Raw genomic sequence first — 13,246 nt, forward strand, 5'->3', positions numbered from 1 at the left:
CCTGCCCTTCCCGACCGCTCACCGCCGCCCCCTCCGCATCCCCAGCCGCATCGTCGCGACGATCTCCCGCTGGATCTCGCTCACCCCGCCGCCGAACGTGTTGATCTGCGCGGCGCGATTCATCCGCTCCAGCACCCCGTCCCCGAACGCCCCGGGCGAACCGGCGCGGATCAGCGCCGCGTCCCCCACCGCCTCCTGGCAGAGCCGGTAGACCTCGACCGCGCTCTCCGTCCCGGCGAACTTCACCCCGGCGGCGTCGCCCGGCGCGAGCGTCCCGGCGCCGACGTCACCGACCAGCCGCCAGTTCAGCAGCCGGGTCGCGGCGAGCCGGGCGTACGCCTCGGCCAGCCGGGAGCGCACCCACGGATGATCGGCAGGCCGCCGACCGGTCACCGGATCGGGCGTACGGGCGTGGGCGAGCGCCGCCGCGTGGATGTCCTCCGCCTGCATGCCGAGGGCGGCGAGCGCGACCCGCTCATGGTTGAGCTGATGGGTGATCAGCCGCCAGCCGGTGTTCTCCTCACCGACGAGGTTGTCCGCCGGGACGCGCACCCCGTCGTAGTACGTCGCGGTCGTCGTCAGCCCGCCGACCGTCTCGATCGGCGTCCAGGAGAAGCCGGGCGCGTCCGTGGGGACGAGCAGCAGGGAGATGCCCCGGTGCTTCGGCGCGTCCGGGTCGGTGCGGCAGGCCAGCCAGATCCACTCCGCCTGGTGGGCGTTGCTGGTGAAGATCTTCGAACCGTCGATCCGCCAGTCACCGCCGTCGCGCACCGCGCGGGTCCGCAGCGACGCCAGGTCGGTGCCCGCCTCCGGTTCGGTGTAGCCGATGGCGAAGACGATCTCGCCGCTGAGGATGCGCGGCAGGAAGTACGCCTTCTGCCGCTCGGTGCCGTACGCCATCAGCGTCGGGCCGACGGTGTTGAGCGTGACCATCGAGACGGGGGCGCCCGCCCGGTACGCCTCATCGAAGAGGACGAACTGCTCGTCGGGCCCGCGCCCCTGCCCGCCGTACTCCCGGGGCCAGCCGAGACCGAGCATGCCATCCGCACCGATCCGCCGCCGCACGGCCCGCTGCGCGGCGACCCCGTCGGGCGGCCCGTCCGGCATCAACTCACGGAAGTACGCGCGCAGTTCGGCGCGCAGCTCTTGCTGGCGTGCGGTGGGCGCGAGGTGCACGTCGACGGCCTCCCCTTCGGGGCGGGACGGTGGCGGGGCGCGGCGGAAAGCGGAGAGCGGGCCGGATACGGGCCCGCGCTTCCAAGGTTTCTGACTGTCCGTCAGAAATGCTGGAGGTGTCAAGAGCGGGACGGCGGGCCGCCCGGCCGGGCGGGCTCGGGCAGGCGGGCTCGGGCAGGCGGCCTCGGGCAGGCAGGCTCGGGCAGGCAGGCTCGGGCAGGCGGGCTCGGGCAGGCGGGCTCGGGCGGCGGGCTCGGGCAGGCGGGCTCGGGCGGCCTCCCGGCAGCCCCGGCCCGCGCCCTCGCCGGACGGCCTCCGGCGGCCCTCAGTCCGCCGGTCCCTCCGGCTCCCCCACCTCGATCTCCAGCTCCGGGCGGTCCCACGGCACGGCCGGCGGGCGGGCCCGGACCACGCCGACCGGGCGGGCGCCTACGCTGCGGTAGAACCCCTCGGCGGGCGGGTGGGAGACGACCCGTACCCGGGCGAGACCGGCGCGGCGGGCCTCCTGCCGGAGGTGGGCGATCAACTGCCGCCCGATGCCCCGGCCCTGCGCCTCGTCGGCGACGAACAGCAGGTCCAGCTCGGGCGGTTCGAGCAGCAGCGCGTAGAACCCGAGCACCCGCCCACCGGCCCCGTCCGGCGCCTGACCCGCCTCCTCGGCGACGAAGACCCGGTGCGTCTCGATGTAGTCAGGGCCGACGCGGTACCCGGCGACCATCGACGCGTACGGCCCCTCGTACGCGCGCGAGCCCCGCACCAGACGGGTGAGCCGTCGGGCGTCCCGGGGCGTCGCCCGGCGTACGGTCACCGCCCCGGACCGCCGCTCTCGATCTTTTTCCCCACGCATCGGACCCACTTCCCCGCCATCCATTTCCGGCCGCACGCCACTTCCGGGCCCGTGACAGCCCTCCGCCGGCCCTTTCCGCAGAACCGATTCCGCCGTGCCACCGTACCGCCCGGATCAGCGACGCAAGCATGCTTTCCGGACCAAACCCCCACCCGTACCGACCTTCCCCTCAGCCACCGTCCGGCGCATTTCCCCCGAACGCGTACGAAGAATTCCGGCGCCACCGGACACCCGGACGAATATCTTCACCGGCCGCCCACGGAAGATACCTTCATCCGCCCTTCCGCGCGCGTCCCGGGATATTCCGCAAGACCTCGGGAACCGCCATTGCCGCACTCTCGGCCAAAGACTCCCCGGGCCGTTCCGCACCCCGGACGGAAGGAGTTTCCTGGTGCCCTCGGACCAACTCAGGGGGTTTTCATGACCACAGGCATCAGGGGCTGCGACAACCAGTCGAACTCCCACGTCTCCTTCGTCAACCAGGAGCACCCCGGGGACAGCACCTCGGTGAGCCCCCGGTCGTACAGCGAGGCGTACGCCTGGATCTCCCAGCACAAGGACAAGCCGCTCACCGTCCAGACCGGGCGGGGGCACTGCGTCCTGTGGGACGACGACTGGAAGGTCAAGGGCCAGTGGGACGACGGAAAAGGGGAGTTCGTCCTCGCCAACGTCGAGCACAGCCCGCAGGATTACCGCATGACGGTCAGCATGACCGGCGACATCTCCCTTTCCCCGGTCTGATCCGCACCCCGCGGGCGAAACGACCGCCCGGCCGCCGGCCGCTTCGCCCGCGATCCGACCGCCGCGCGCAACACCGTCCCTGAAAGGGAGTACCGCCGTGTCCATGTCGGACTGGAAAATCAGCAACTCCAGCGAGAACAACACGGGAAACTGGGTGTACTACGTGTGCACCGTCCTCGCGCAATTCGCCAACATCCATTTCAGCCGGCACGTCGACAATCCCGCCGACGACCATATGGCGACCAACGACAATCAGTATTACTACTACGGCGTCACCGGCACCTTCAACGCCGCCGCCCAGCACGCCCCGCAGGCCGTCCGCGACGCTCTCGTCCAGGCGTGGCAGAACTACTTCTCCCGCTGACCCGACGGTCTCCGGCGCCGCCGCCCGCCCGAGTTCCGGCGGGCGGCGGCACTCCCCGTCGCGGCGGCGCGCGGCCTCAGACCGCCGCGCCGCCCGCCGTACCGTCGTCCCCGCCCCGCCGCCGCCGGCGAGCGAGAGCCCGCAGAGCACCAGCAGCGCCGCCACCGACACCCCGGCCACCAGCCACATCGCCGCCCGCGTCCCGTACGCGAACATCTCCCGGAAGACGCCGGTGGCCTCGGCGGGCGTGAGCGAGGTGTGATCCGTCAGCAGCGCCGTGGCCCGCTGCGGATCCGCGGCCGCCTCCCGCGTCCAGGCACCACCGGACGCGCCCCGGACCGCCGGCGCCGACGTCAGACAGGCGTCCGCCCGCGCCCGGTGGAGGGCGATGCCCACCGCAAGCCCGATCGCGCCGCCGAGATTGTGGAACGTCCAGGACGAGCCCATCGCCAGCCCCGCCTGCCGCTCCGGCACCGACGACAGCGCCGAGACGGTCGCCGGACCCAGCACACAGGCCCAGGCCAGGCCCATCGCCACCAGACCCGCCACGATCACCGCGAGCGGGACGCCGGGGGTGAGCCGGGTGAACAGCAGCGCCGCGACGGTGAACAGCGCGAAGCCGCCGATCAGCAGCGGGCGCGGCCCGAACCGGTCGGTGAGCCGCCCCACGAACGGCGACAGCGCTGCCATCACCGCGGTGCACGGCAGCAGCATCGCGCCCGTCGCGTACCCGCCGAACCCGCGGACCTCGGCGAGGTAGAGCGGCAGCAGGAACAGCACCGTCGCGTAGAAGCAGGCCAGCGCGGCGTCCGAGACGATCGCGGGGAGGAACGCGCGGCGGCGGAAGAGCCCGAAGCCGACGATCGGGTCCGCCGCCCGCCGCTCCACGAGCGCGAACGCGACGAGCACGGCGACGGCGACGGCCAGCAGCCCCAGCGTCCGCCCGCTCGCCCAGCCCCACGTCCCGCCGAGCGTGAACGCCAGCACCACCGCGGGAACGCCCAGGCTCAGCAGCACCAGTCCGGGCAGGTCCACACCGGTCGCCGACTCCTCGTCACGGGACTCGCGGACACTGAACGAGCAGAGCGCCAGCGCCACGACGACCAGCGGGACGTTGAGCCAGAACACCCACTGCCAGCCCGCGGCGGCGACCACCACCCCGCCGAGCAGCGGGCCGATCGCCAGCCCGACGCCGTTGACGCCGTAGAGCGCGCCGATCGCCCGGCCGCGCCGCTCCGGCGGGAAGGCGTGCTGCACGATCGCGCCGGTGGCGGTGTAGAGGATCGCCCCGGCGGCACCCTGAAGGAAGCGGAAGGCGATCAGCCACCCGGTGGTCGCCGCGAACCCCGCCCCCAGCGAGGCGAGCCCGAGGACGACGGTGCCGAGGTACAGCACGCGGCGGCGCCCGTAGGTGTCGGCGAGGCGGCCCATCGTCACCATGAACATCGACAGCGCGACGAGGAACACGTTGACGATGAGCTGAAGTTCGGTGACGGACGCCCCGAGATCCCGCTGGATCCGCGGCGCGGCCGTGTTGACGATGGTCAGGTCGATACAGCCGAGGAAGCTGATCAGGCTCACCCCCGCGAACGCCCACCACCGGCGATCCGGCGCGGACCGCGCGGCGCTCCGGGCTGCGCTGGTCGATGACGTCACGGTGCGGCTCTCCTCCGGCCTGACGGCGGTACGGGCGGAACGGTCGGAACGGTCCCGCCGGGCCCGTCGGGACGGCCACGCCCCGCTTCCGGCCGGAGCGCGCTCCTGCGCCATGCCACACGGCCGCCGGAACCGGGTCAATCGGTACCGGTGCCACGCCATGCAGCGTTAAAACTCCTATGACAAAAGGGAGTTGGAGAGTGAGGGAGCGCACGGCGGCAGCGGGAATACGGCGGCGACGGCGAGAAGACCGCGGAGGAGGCCGGGAGGACGGCGGAGGAGGCCGGGAGGGCGGCGGAGGAGGCCGGGAGGGCGCGTCGGCATCTCTGCGGAAAGGGCCGCCGGGCCGCTGGGGCTCCCGTTGGAGGAGGCGGGCGAGGCCCGGGAAGGCCCCCGCTTCACCCAGGGCGGAACGTCGCTCCCTTCCCCCGGTGCCCCGGATCCCCGAGGCTGAAGGGGTGAGCCCTCATACGCGGAACGAAGCCCACGTCATCCCTCTGCGTCCGCAGACCCCGGCACCCGGCACCGGTCCGGCCGCCCCCGCACGGCACCCGGCCGGCGCGGCACCGGAGCCCGGGCCGAAGGAACCGCTCTGGCGGGACCTCGTCGGCCGGGCGCTGCGGCGCGAACGGCTGGCCCAGCGGCGCACGTTGAAGGAGGTCGCGCAGGCCGCGCGGATCTCGATGCCGTACCTGTCGGAGCTGGAGCGCGGCCGGAAGGAAGCCTCCTCCGAGGTGCTCGCGGCCGCCGCCCGCGCCCTCGGCCTCGACCTCGCCGACCTGCTCTCCCGCACCCAGGACGAACTGTCCCGGCCCGCCCGCAACCGGCCCCGCCGGGCCCGCACCTCGCCCCCGGCCCGGTACGACGTGCTCGACCTCGCCGCCTGACGGTACGGACGCGGCGCGGACCGGCCCGCGCCGCGTCCGTACCGGTGCGGCGGTGGCACACCCCCGCTGCCACCCCCGCACCGGTCCCGGCCGTACGGGCTCAGGTGAACGGCAGCCGGTGGCTCAGCACCTCGTCGGCGAGCCCGTAGGCGACGGCCTCCTCGGCGGTGAGCACCTTGTCCCGGTCCAGGTCCGCGCGGAGTTTCGCCACCTCGTGGCCGGTGTGCCGGGACAGCACCTCCTCCGCCTGCGCGCGGATCCGGGCCATCTCCTCGGCGGCGAGGCTGAGATCGGAGACCGTGCCGCGCTGACCCCCGCTGGCCGGCTGGCCGAGCAGCACCCGCGCGTGCCGGAGCACGAACCGCCGCCCGGGATCACCGCCGGCCAGCAGCACCGCCGCCGTCGACGCCGCCTGCCCGACACAGCAGGTGGAGATCGGCGCCCGGACGTACGACATCGTGTCGTAGATCGCCATCAGCGAGGTGAACGAGCCGCCGGGCGAGTTGATGTACAGCGAGATCTCGCGCTCCGGGCCCGCCGACTCCAGGTGCAGGAGCTGCGCGATGACGACGTTGGCGACCCCGTCGTCGATCTCGGTGCCGAGGAAGATGATCCGCTCGTTCAGCAGCCGGCTGAAGACGTCGGAGGAGCGCTCACCGTGCGGGGTCCGCTCGGTGACGTAGGGAACCGTGTACGACCCCATGTCAGAGCCCCGTCCGTCGGTGGGTCGTGGCCGGGGTGATGTCGGCGAGCGACCGCGCCACCTGGTCCACCATCCCGTACTCCCGGGCCTGTTCGGCGGTGAACCAGCGGTCCCGGTCACTGTCGCGGGCGATGGTCTCCTCGCTCCGCCCGGTGTGCGCGGCGGTGATCCGCCCGATCGTGTCCTTGGTGAACTGGAGGTTCTCCGCCTGGATCGCGATGTCCGCGGCGGTGCCGCCGATGCCCGCCGAGGGCTGGTGCATCATGATCCGCGCATGCGGCAGCGCGAACCGCTTGCCCGGCGCCCCCACCGTGAGCAGGAACTGCCCCATGCTCGCGGCGAACCCCATCGCCAGCGTCGCGACATCGTTCGGGATGAGGGTCATGGTGTCGTAGATCGCCAGGCCCGCGGAGACCGAGCCGCCGGGGCTGTTGATGTACAGGCAGATGTCGCTGCGCGGATCGTCCGCCGAGAGCAGCAGGAGCTGGGCGCACACCCGGTTGGCCGACACGTCGTCGACCTCGGAGCCGAGGACGACGATCCGCCGGGCGAGCAGTTGCGTCGCGAGATGGTCGTCGAAGGGGCTCGGCGGTGCGCCCTCGTCCGCCGCGCGGGGCGGAAGGGTGGCGAGTGAAGTCATCGGTTCTCCTCATCGGAGCGGGAATGCCGTCGACTCCACTCTTGGCCGCGGAAGCCCCCCGGGCACCGTTTCTCTGCCCACCGCAGATTCGCCATGGGCAGAGCGTTCAGCTCCGAACCTTCCTGACCTGCGGTGTTACGGGAACCGGCGGGGCCACCCGGCGCGCCCGGCGGCGGGCTGTGGCCGGGGCGCCGCCCGACGACCGGGGCCCCGGCGCCGCCCGGACGGCTCCGGCGCAGGTCAGCCCGCGCCCTTGGCGCTCCCCTTCACTCCCCCACGTACGCCGCCAGATGCTCGCCGGTGACGGTGGAACGCGCGGCGACCAGCGCGGCGGGCGTCCCCTCGAACACCACGCGGCCGCCGTCATGGCCCGCGCCGGGACCGAGATCGACGAGCCGGTCGGCGTGCGCCATGACCGCCTGATGGTGCTCGATGACGATCACGGACTTGCCGGAATCCACCAACCTGTCGAGCAGTCCGAGGAGTTGCTCGACATCCGCCAGATGCAGACCGGTCGTCGGCTCGTCGAGGACGTAGACGCCGCCCTTGTCCGCCATGTGCGTCGCCAGCTTCAGGCGCTGGCGTTCGCCGCCGGAGAGCGTGGTGAGCGGCTGGCCGAGGGTGAGGTAGCCGAGACCGACGTCGGCCAGCCGCTCCAGGATCTTGTGGGCGGCGGGGGTCCGCGCCTGCCCCGCGGCGAAGAACTCCAGCGCCTCGGCGACCGGCAGCGCCAGCACCTCGGCGATGTCCCGCCCGCCGAGGCGGTATTCGAGCACCGCGGCGTCGAAGCGCCGCCCTTCGCAGTCCTCGCAGGTGCTGGCGACCCCGGCCATCATCGCCAGATCGGTGTAGATCACCCCGGCGCCGTTGCACGTCGGGCAGGCGCCCTCGGAGTTGGCGCTGAACAGCGCCGGTTTGACGCCGTTGGCCTTGGCGAACGCCTTACGGATCGGGTCGAGCAGCCCGGTGTACGTCGCCGGGTTGCTCCGGCGCGACCCGCGGATGGGGCTCTGGTCGACGAAGACGACGCCCAGCTCCTCCGGTATCGAACCGTGCACCAGCGAACTCTTGCCGGAGCCCGCGACGCCGGTGATCACCGTCAGCACCCCGAGCGGAAGATCCACGTCCACATCCTGGAGGTTGTTGGCGCGCGCACCGCGGATCTCCAGCACCCCCTCCGGCTCCCGCACCGCCTCCTTGAGCGCGGCGCGGTCCCCGAGGTGGCGCCCGGTGACGGTGTCGCTGCCGCGCAGCCCGTCCACGTCCCCCTCGAAACAGACCGTGCCACCGGCCGTACCGGCGCCCGGCCCCAGGTCAACGACGTGATCGGCGATCTCGATGACCTCCGGCTTGTGCTCGACGACCAGCACCGTGTTGCCCTTGTCGCGCAGCCGCAGCAGCAGGTCGTTCATCCGCCGGATGTCGTGCGGATGCAGCCCGGCGGTCGGCTCGTCGAAGACGTACGTGACGTCGGTGAGCGACGACCCGAGGTGGCGGATCATCTTGACGCGCTGCGCCTCACCGCCGGACAGCGTGCCCGCGGGCCGGTCCAGGGAGAGGTATCCGAGGCCGATCTCGGTGAAGGAGTCGAGGGTCTGCCGCAGCGCGGTCAGCAGCGGGGCGACGGACGGCTCGTCGAGCCCGCGCACCCACTCCGCCAGATCACGGATCTCCATCCGGCAGGCGTCCGCGATCGAGACGTCCCCGATCGTCGCGGAACGGGCGTGCGCGGCGAGCCGCGTCCCGTCGCACTCGGGGCACGGCGTGAAGGTGACCGCCCGCTCCACGAACGCCCGGATGTGCGGCTGCATCGCCTCCTTGTCCTTGGCGAGCAGCGACTTCCGGATGCGCGGGATCAGCCCCTCGTAGGTCATGTTGATCCCGGCGATCTTCATCCGCACCGGCTCGTGGTGCAGCAGATCGTGGAGCTCCCGCTCCGTGAACTTCTCGATCGGCCGGTCCGGGTCGAAGAAGCCGGACTCCGCGTAGAGGCGGGAGTTCCAGCCGCCGCCGGTGTAGCCGGGGATGGTGAAGGCGCCCTCGTTGATCGATTTCGTGGCGTCGTAGAGCTGCGCCGGATCGAGATCGGAGACGGCGCCGCGCCCCTCGCAGCCCGGACACATCCCGCCCACCTTGTTGAAGGTGACCTTCTCCTTCTTGCCGTTCCCCACCGTGATGGCGCCCGCCGCCGACACCGACGGCACATTGAACGCGAACGCCCCGGGCGGCCCGACGTACGGCTTCGCCAGCCTGCTGAAGAGGATCCGCAGCATCGCGTTGACATCGGTGACGGTGCCGACCGTGGAGCGCGGATCGGCGCCCATCCGCTGCTGGTCGACGCTGATCACCGTCGTCAGCCCGTCCAGCACATCGGCCTCGGGCCGCGCCAGGCTCGGCATGAAGCCCTGGACGAACGCGCTGTACGTCTCGTTGATCAGCCGCTGCGACTCCGCCGCGATCGTGTCGAACACCAGCGAACTCTTCCCCGACCCGGAGACCCCGGTGAAGACCGTGAGCCGCCGCTTGGGGATCTCGATCGCGACGTCCTTGAGGTTGTTCACCCGCGCGCCGTGCACCCGGATCATTCCGTGGCTGTCCGCGAGATGCCCTGCGCCCTCCGGCCCGCCGACCGTTCCCGCGTTCGTACCCGTGCTCATCCCGGTGCTCTCTCCCGCTTCCACGCCCGCTCTGCTCCCTCCGTCGGCCGCTGTACCGCTCCGACCCCGTCCGACCTGCGTCTTCGCCCGCTACGACCGCGCCTGGGTGAAACGCAGCATGTTCCCCGCCGGATCCCGGAACGCGCAGTCCCGGACGCCGTACGGCTGGTCGACCGGCTCCTGGAGCACCTCGCCGCCCGCCGCGCGGATCCGCTCGAAGGTGGCGTCACAGTCGTCGGTCGCGAAGATGACCCCGCGCAGCAGCCCCTTGGCCAGCAGCTCCGCCATGGCCTGCCGGTCGGCGGGCGAGGCGTTCGGGTCGGCGAGCGGCGGTTCGAGGACGATGTTCACCCCCGGCTGCGACGGCGACCCGACCGTCACCCACCGCATCCCCTCGAACCCGACGTCGTTCCGCACCTCCAGCCCGAGCACGTCCCGGTAGAAACCGAGCGCCCGCTCATGATCGTCGACGGCGATGAAGCACTGCGAAAGCGTGATGTCCATACGCCCGACGCTACGGTCCACCGCGCGCATCCGCTTCTCCATTCGTGACGGGCTTCCCCGCGCCCCCGGCCGCTGCCCCGGCGGCCCGCCCGCCCCGCACCGGCCGCGTGAAGATCTTCGCCAGGCAGGGCGGCACCGCCTCACCCGCCGTGTGGTCACGGGCCCGGTAGGCGCTCGGGCTCTCCCCCACCAGCTCCGTGAAGCGCGAGCTGAACGAGCCGAGCGAGGTGCAGCCGACCGCGAAACAGACCTCCGTCACCGACAGGTCCCCCCGCCGCAGCAGCGCCTTCGCCCGCTCGATCCGCCGCGTCATGACGTACCCGTACGGCGTCTCCCCGAAGGCGGCCCGGAAACTCCGCGAGAAGTGCCCCGGCGACATCAGCGCGGCCCGCGCCAGGGCCGGCACATCCAGGGGCCCGGCGTACTCCCGGTCCACCAGATCCCGCACCCGCCGCAGCCGCACGAGCTCCTCCAACGTCATGGATTCAGCGTCGCACGGGGCACTGACAAACCGACCGGGGCCGGGGCCGGAAGCGGCCGGACCGACCGCCGAGGCCGCCCCGGCATCTCCCCGGAGCCTCCCCGGCCCGCGGACCGCGTATGAGGCGCACCGGATCACCGCAGCGGCCGGGCGGCGCCCCGGCCCGTTCCGTCAGGCACGGGGCACGCCATCAGGCACGGAGCACGCCGTCAGGGAGCGGAGCTAGATCCCGGGCATCGGCACCGATCCGCAGCAGAACTCCGCCCGCTCGAAGAGTTCCGGGGAGAGCCGCACGCCGGTGAGGTGATGGGCGAGCGCGAAAGCGGCTTCGGTGTGGGCGTCGATCACACGGTCGTCCGCATCGCTGAGGTCGAACCCCGACTCCCGCATGGCGTCGATGAGTTCGTCCGGGTGTGTGCCGTCGCGATCGTGGGCGAAGAGCGGCTCGAAGTGCAGCCGTATCGCGCCGTCCCGGTACCAGTAGAAGTGGTCCACCGCGTTGACGTTGCGGAAGTGCGAGACCACCGTCCGGCCCTGCGACAGGGGCAGCATGGCCTCGTCAGTGACGCCCAGATAGCCGTTGTACTCGACCATCAGCGACCACTCACCGAGCGAGGCGACCCCCAGGAACAGCCGGTCCTCATCGCCCGCTTCGTACGCCGGCTCGCTCAGCGCCGCGACCCCCGTCACCCCCGGCGCGGGCTCCGCACCGAGTGCCCGCAGCACCTCTTGGGGAGCGAGCCCGTGGATCAGGGTGACGCAGTACGCCTCCATCAACTCTTCGTACCGCTCACGCAGCCAGGCGTAGTCGGCGGCCGTCGTCGTATCGGTCATGAACGCAGCATCGCACCCACCACTGACATCCCGCCCCGCTCGCGGAGCCGTCCACCGCCCCCCGGCCGGCCACCCGCCCGGCCCGCGCCACCGCCCCGCTCACCGGACGTCCCCGCCCTCCCGCCCGCCGTATCCGTACGGCATCCGGAGTGACCGGTGACCGGTGACCGGCCGCGCGGAAAGCCCCGGGCGCCCGGAGCCGGTGCGGAGCGGGGCGCGGGTGCGAGGCGCGGGGCCCGTGTGCGTTCACCGGTCGAGGACGCGGCGCAGCCAGCGGACACGGGCCGCGCGGGCGTCACGGGCGACGGCGGCGTCGGGCGCGATCTGATCGAAACCGTGGAACCCGCCTGACCAGACATGGAGTTCGGCGTCGCCTCCGGCCTGCCAGATACGGGACGCGTAGGCGACGGCCTCGTCGCGGTAGGTCTCGGCGGCGCCGACGTCGATGTAGGCCGGCGGCAGGCCGGACAGATCGGTGGCGCGGGCGGGCGCCGCGTACGGCGGAATCCGCTCGGTCCCCCGGGCCTCACCGAGCAGCGACGCCCACCCGGCCCCGTTGGCACGCCGGTCCCACAGGCCACGGCCGGCCATCTGCCGGGCGGAGAAGGTGTCACGGTCGTCGACCATGGGGCACATCGCCAACTGCCCGGCGAGACGCGGCCCGCCCCGATCACGCGCCATCAGCGCGACGGCCACGGCCAGCCCACCGCCCGCACTGCCGCCCGCCACCACGATCCGCTCCGGATCACCGCCGAACTCCGCGGCGTGCAGCGCCACCCACACCAGCCCCGCGTAACAGTCCTCGACACCCGCCGGGTACGGATGCTCCGGCGCCAACCGGTAGTCGGCGGACACCACGACGAGCCCGAGAGGCTCCGCCCACTCCCGCAGAATGCCGGCCACCCCCGTACGCCCCGTCCCGCTGATCATGCCGCCGCCGTGCAGGTGGTAGACGACGGGCGCGCCCTCGGACAGCCCCACCGGACGCGTGATCAGCAACGGCACCTCCGGCGCCCCCACCGGCCCCGGAACCGCCCGCTCCACCACCTCGAACCGGCCGCCCTCCCGCAGCTCCTCCACCGTGGGATCAGGCCCGACCTCGGCGAGCCGCGCCCGCCACCGCGGCACCTCCCCGGGCGACGCGGGCTCAGCGGCCCGCAGCCCGGCCAGCCCGCCGAGCACACCCGCCGCCTCCGGATCGAACGGCACGGGGGCCGGGCGATCTTCCGGGGTTACCGCGCCGTCCGGCCCCGTTGCCCCCGAGGGCGTCCCGGGGGTCCGCTGCGGGCCGTCGTCCGGCACCGGGAGAGTGTTGTTCATGGCTTCCTTTCGGGACGGGTACGGGCTGCGCACCCGGCACGTACCGGGCACGCGGGCGGCGGCCCCGAACGGGACCGCAAGGAGCACGAAGGCGTCGACGAGCACGAAGGCGGCGCGGAACGCACCGACCGCGGGCGCGCGGACAGCCAGAGCTCCGGATCACCGAACGACGAGCAGTCCGGACCCGTGGCCGTGCCCGGACCCGTGGCCGTGCCCGGGCACGGATCCGCGCTCCGGTACGTACACGCCGCAGCCGATCACGCCCCGCCGGAAGCGGAAAGCGGTTTTCCTCGCACGAGAGGACGGCAAAGGGAGCCATTCCAAGGAAGACCCGCCCCCATCCCGGCGAAGCGACACACCAAGGCCACGTAGAAACATCAGCCCGGTCAAAGTCAAAGCCCATCGGGAAACCCGCCAAGAACCCGCCGAGAGACCC

At 72.7% G+C, this 13,246-nt stretch carries 12 protein-coding genes; 2 read left to right on the plus strand and 10 right to left on the minus strand.

What is annotated here, in order from left to right; translation table 11 throughout:
* Positions 1-18: 18 nt before the first annotated feature.
* Both ACGH2B_RS12770 and ACGH2B_RS12775 read right to left on the minus strand, forming a co-directional pair.
* Positions 19-1,176 carry an acyl-CoA dehydrogenase family protein gene (locus ACGH2B_RS12770; protein WP_399088124.1) on the minus strand — a complete coding sequence of 386 codons (1,158 nt, stop codon included), beginning with the start codon at positions 1,174-1,176 and terminating at the stop codon, positions 19-21.
* 325 nt (positions 1,177-1,501) lie between these two features.
* Positions 1,502-2,023 (minus strand): GNAT family N-acetyltransferase, encoded by a 522-nt coding sequence (locus tag ACGH2B_RS12775; RefSeq protein WP_399088126.1) that lies wholly within the window; start codon positions 2,021-2,023, stop codon positions 1,502-1,504.
* Positions 2,024-2,443: 420 nt separating this feature from the next.
* Here ACGH2B_RS12775 and ACGH2B_RS12780 point away from each other — a divergent pair, with 420 nt between their 5' ends.
* Positions 2,444-2,764 carry a hypothetical protein gene (locus ACGH2B_RS12780; protein WP_399088128.1) on the plus strand — a complete coding sequence of 107 codons (321 nt, stop codon included), beginning with the start codon at positions 2,444-2,446 and terminating at the stop codon, positions 2,762-2,764.
* Here ACGH2B_RS12780 and ACGH2B_RS12785 read toward each other — a convergent pair.
* Positions 2,727-4,784, minus strand: coding sequence for an MFS transporter (locus ACGH2B_RS12785; protein WP_399088130.1), 2,058 nt, complete (start codon positions 4,782-4,784; stop codon positions 2,727-2,729). The genes ACGH2B_RS12780 and ACGH2B_RS12785 overlap by 38 nt on opposite strands.
* Positions 4,785-5,242: 458 nt before the next feature.
* On the opposite strand from ACGH2B_RS12785, the gene ACGH2B_RS12790 reads away from it, so the two are divergent.
* The gene (locus ACGH2B_RS12790; protein WP_399088132.1) at positions 5,243-5,671 is read left to right on the plus strand and encodes a helix-turn-helix domain-containing protein; all 429 of its coding nucleotides are present in this window, start codon (positions 5,243-5,245) and stop codon (positions 5,669-5,671) included.
* A 100-nt stretch (positions 5,672-5,771) separates the two neighbouring features.
* Here the strand turns inward: ACGH2B_RS12790 and ACGH2B_RS12795 are convergent, their stop codons facing one another.
* From ACGH2B_RS12795 to ACGH2B_RS12825, 7 genes are all read right to left on the minus strand, one after another.
* Entirely contained in the window at positions 5,772-6,374 is a 603-nt protein-coding gene (locus ACGH2B_RS12795) for a ClpP family protease (protein ID WP_399088134.1), read from the minus strand.
* Position 6,375: 1 nt separating this feature from the next.
* Positions 6,376-7,014, minus strand: coding sequence for an ATP-dependent Clp protease proteolytic subunit (locus ACGH2B_RS12800; RefSeq protein WP_399088136.1), 639 nt, complete (start codon positions 7,012-7,014; stop codon positions 6,376-6,378).
* Positions 7,015-7,280: 266 nt separating this feature from the next.
* A complete protein-coding gene (locus ACGH2B_RS12805) occupies positions 7,281-9,671 on the minus strand; it encodes an ATP-binding cassette domain-containing protein (RefSeq protein WP_399088138.1) in 2,391 nt (796 codons plus the stop codon).
* Between the two features lie 90 nt (positions 9,672-9,761).
* Positions 9,762-10,175: a VOC family protein gene (locus ACGH2B_RS12810; protein WP_399088140.1), complete on the minus strand. Its 414-nt coding sequence runs from the start codon at positions 10,173-10,175 to the stop codon at positions 9,762-9,764.
* Between the two features lie 10 nt (positions 10,176-10,185).
* Entirely contained in the window at positions 10,186-10,656 is a 471-nt protein-coding gene (locus tag ACGH2B_RS12815) for a helix-turn-helix transcriptional regulator (RefSeq protein ID WP_399088142.1), read from the minus strand.
* A 222-nt stretch (positions 10,657-10,878) separates the two neighbouring features.
* Positions 10,879-11,490, minus strand: a complete 612-nt coding sequence (locus ACGH2B_RS12820; protein WP_399088144.1) for a DUF6461 domain-containing protein — start codon at positions 11,488-11,490, stop codon at positions 10,879-10,881.
* 246 nt (positions 11,491-11,736) lie between these two features.
* Positions 11,737-12,699 (minus strand): alpha/beta hydrolase, encoded by a 963-nt coding sequence (locus ACGH2B_RS12825; protein ID WP_399096968.1) that lies wholly within the window; start codon positions 12,697-12,699, stop codon positions 11,737-11,739.
* Positions 12,700-13,246: the final 547 nt, after the last annotated feature.

Origin of the sequence: Streptomyces sp. BBFR2, assembly GCF_044497305.1 — a bacterium.
Taxonomy (GTDB): Bacteria; Actinomycetota; Actinomycetes; order Streptomycetales; family Streptomycetaceae; genus Streptomyces.

Bases quoted from the DNA above. Each gene is read 5' to 3' on its own strand.
- ACGH2B_RS12775 (WP_399088126.1), bottom strand. From the start codon at position 2,023: ATGCGTGGGGAAAAAGATCGAGAGCGGCGGTCCGGGGCGGTGACCGTA.
- ACGH2B_RS12780 (WP_399088128.1), top strand. From the start codon at position 2,444: ATGACCACAGGCATCAGGGGCTGCGACAACCAGTCGAACTCCCACGTC.
- ACGH2B_RS12795 (WP_399088134.1), bottom strand. From the start codon at position 6,374: ATGGGGTCGTACACGGTTCCCTACGTCACCGAGCGGACCCCGCACGGT.
- ACGH2B_RS12800 (WP_399088136.1), bottom strand. From the start codon at position 7,014: ATGACTTCACTCGCCACCCTTCCGCCCCGCGCGGCGGACGAGGGCGCA.
- ACGH2B_RS12805 (WP_399088138.1), bottom strand. From the start codon at position 9,671: ATGAGCACGGGTACGAACGCGGGAACGGTCGGCGGGCCGGAGGGCGCA.
- ACGH2B_RS12810 (WP_399088140.1), bottom strand. From the start codon at position 10,175: ATGGACATCACGCTTTCGCAGTGCTTCATCGCCGTCGACGATCATGAG.
- ACGH2B_RS12815 (WP_399088142.1), bottom strand. From the start codon at position 10,656: ATGACGTTGGAGGAGCTCGTGCGGCTGCGGCGGGTGCGGGATCTGGTG.
- ACGH2B_RS12820 (WP_399088144.1), bottom strand. From the start codon at position 11,490: ATGACCGATACGACGACGGCCGCCGACTACGCCTGGCTGCGTGAGCGG.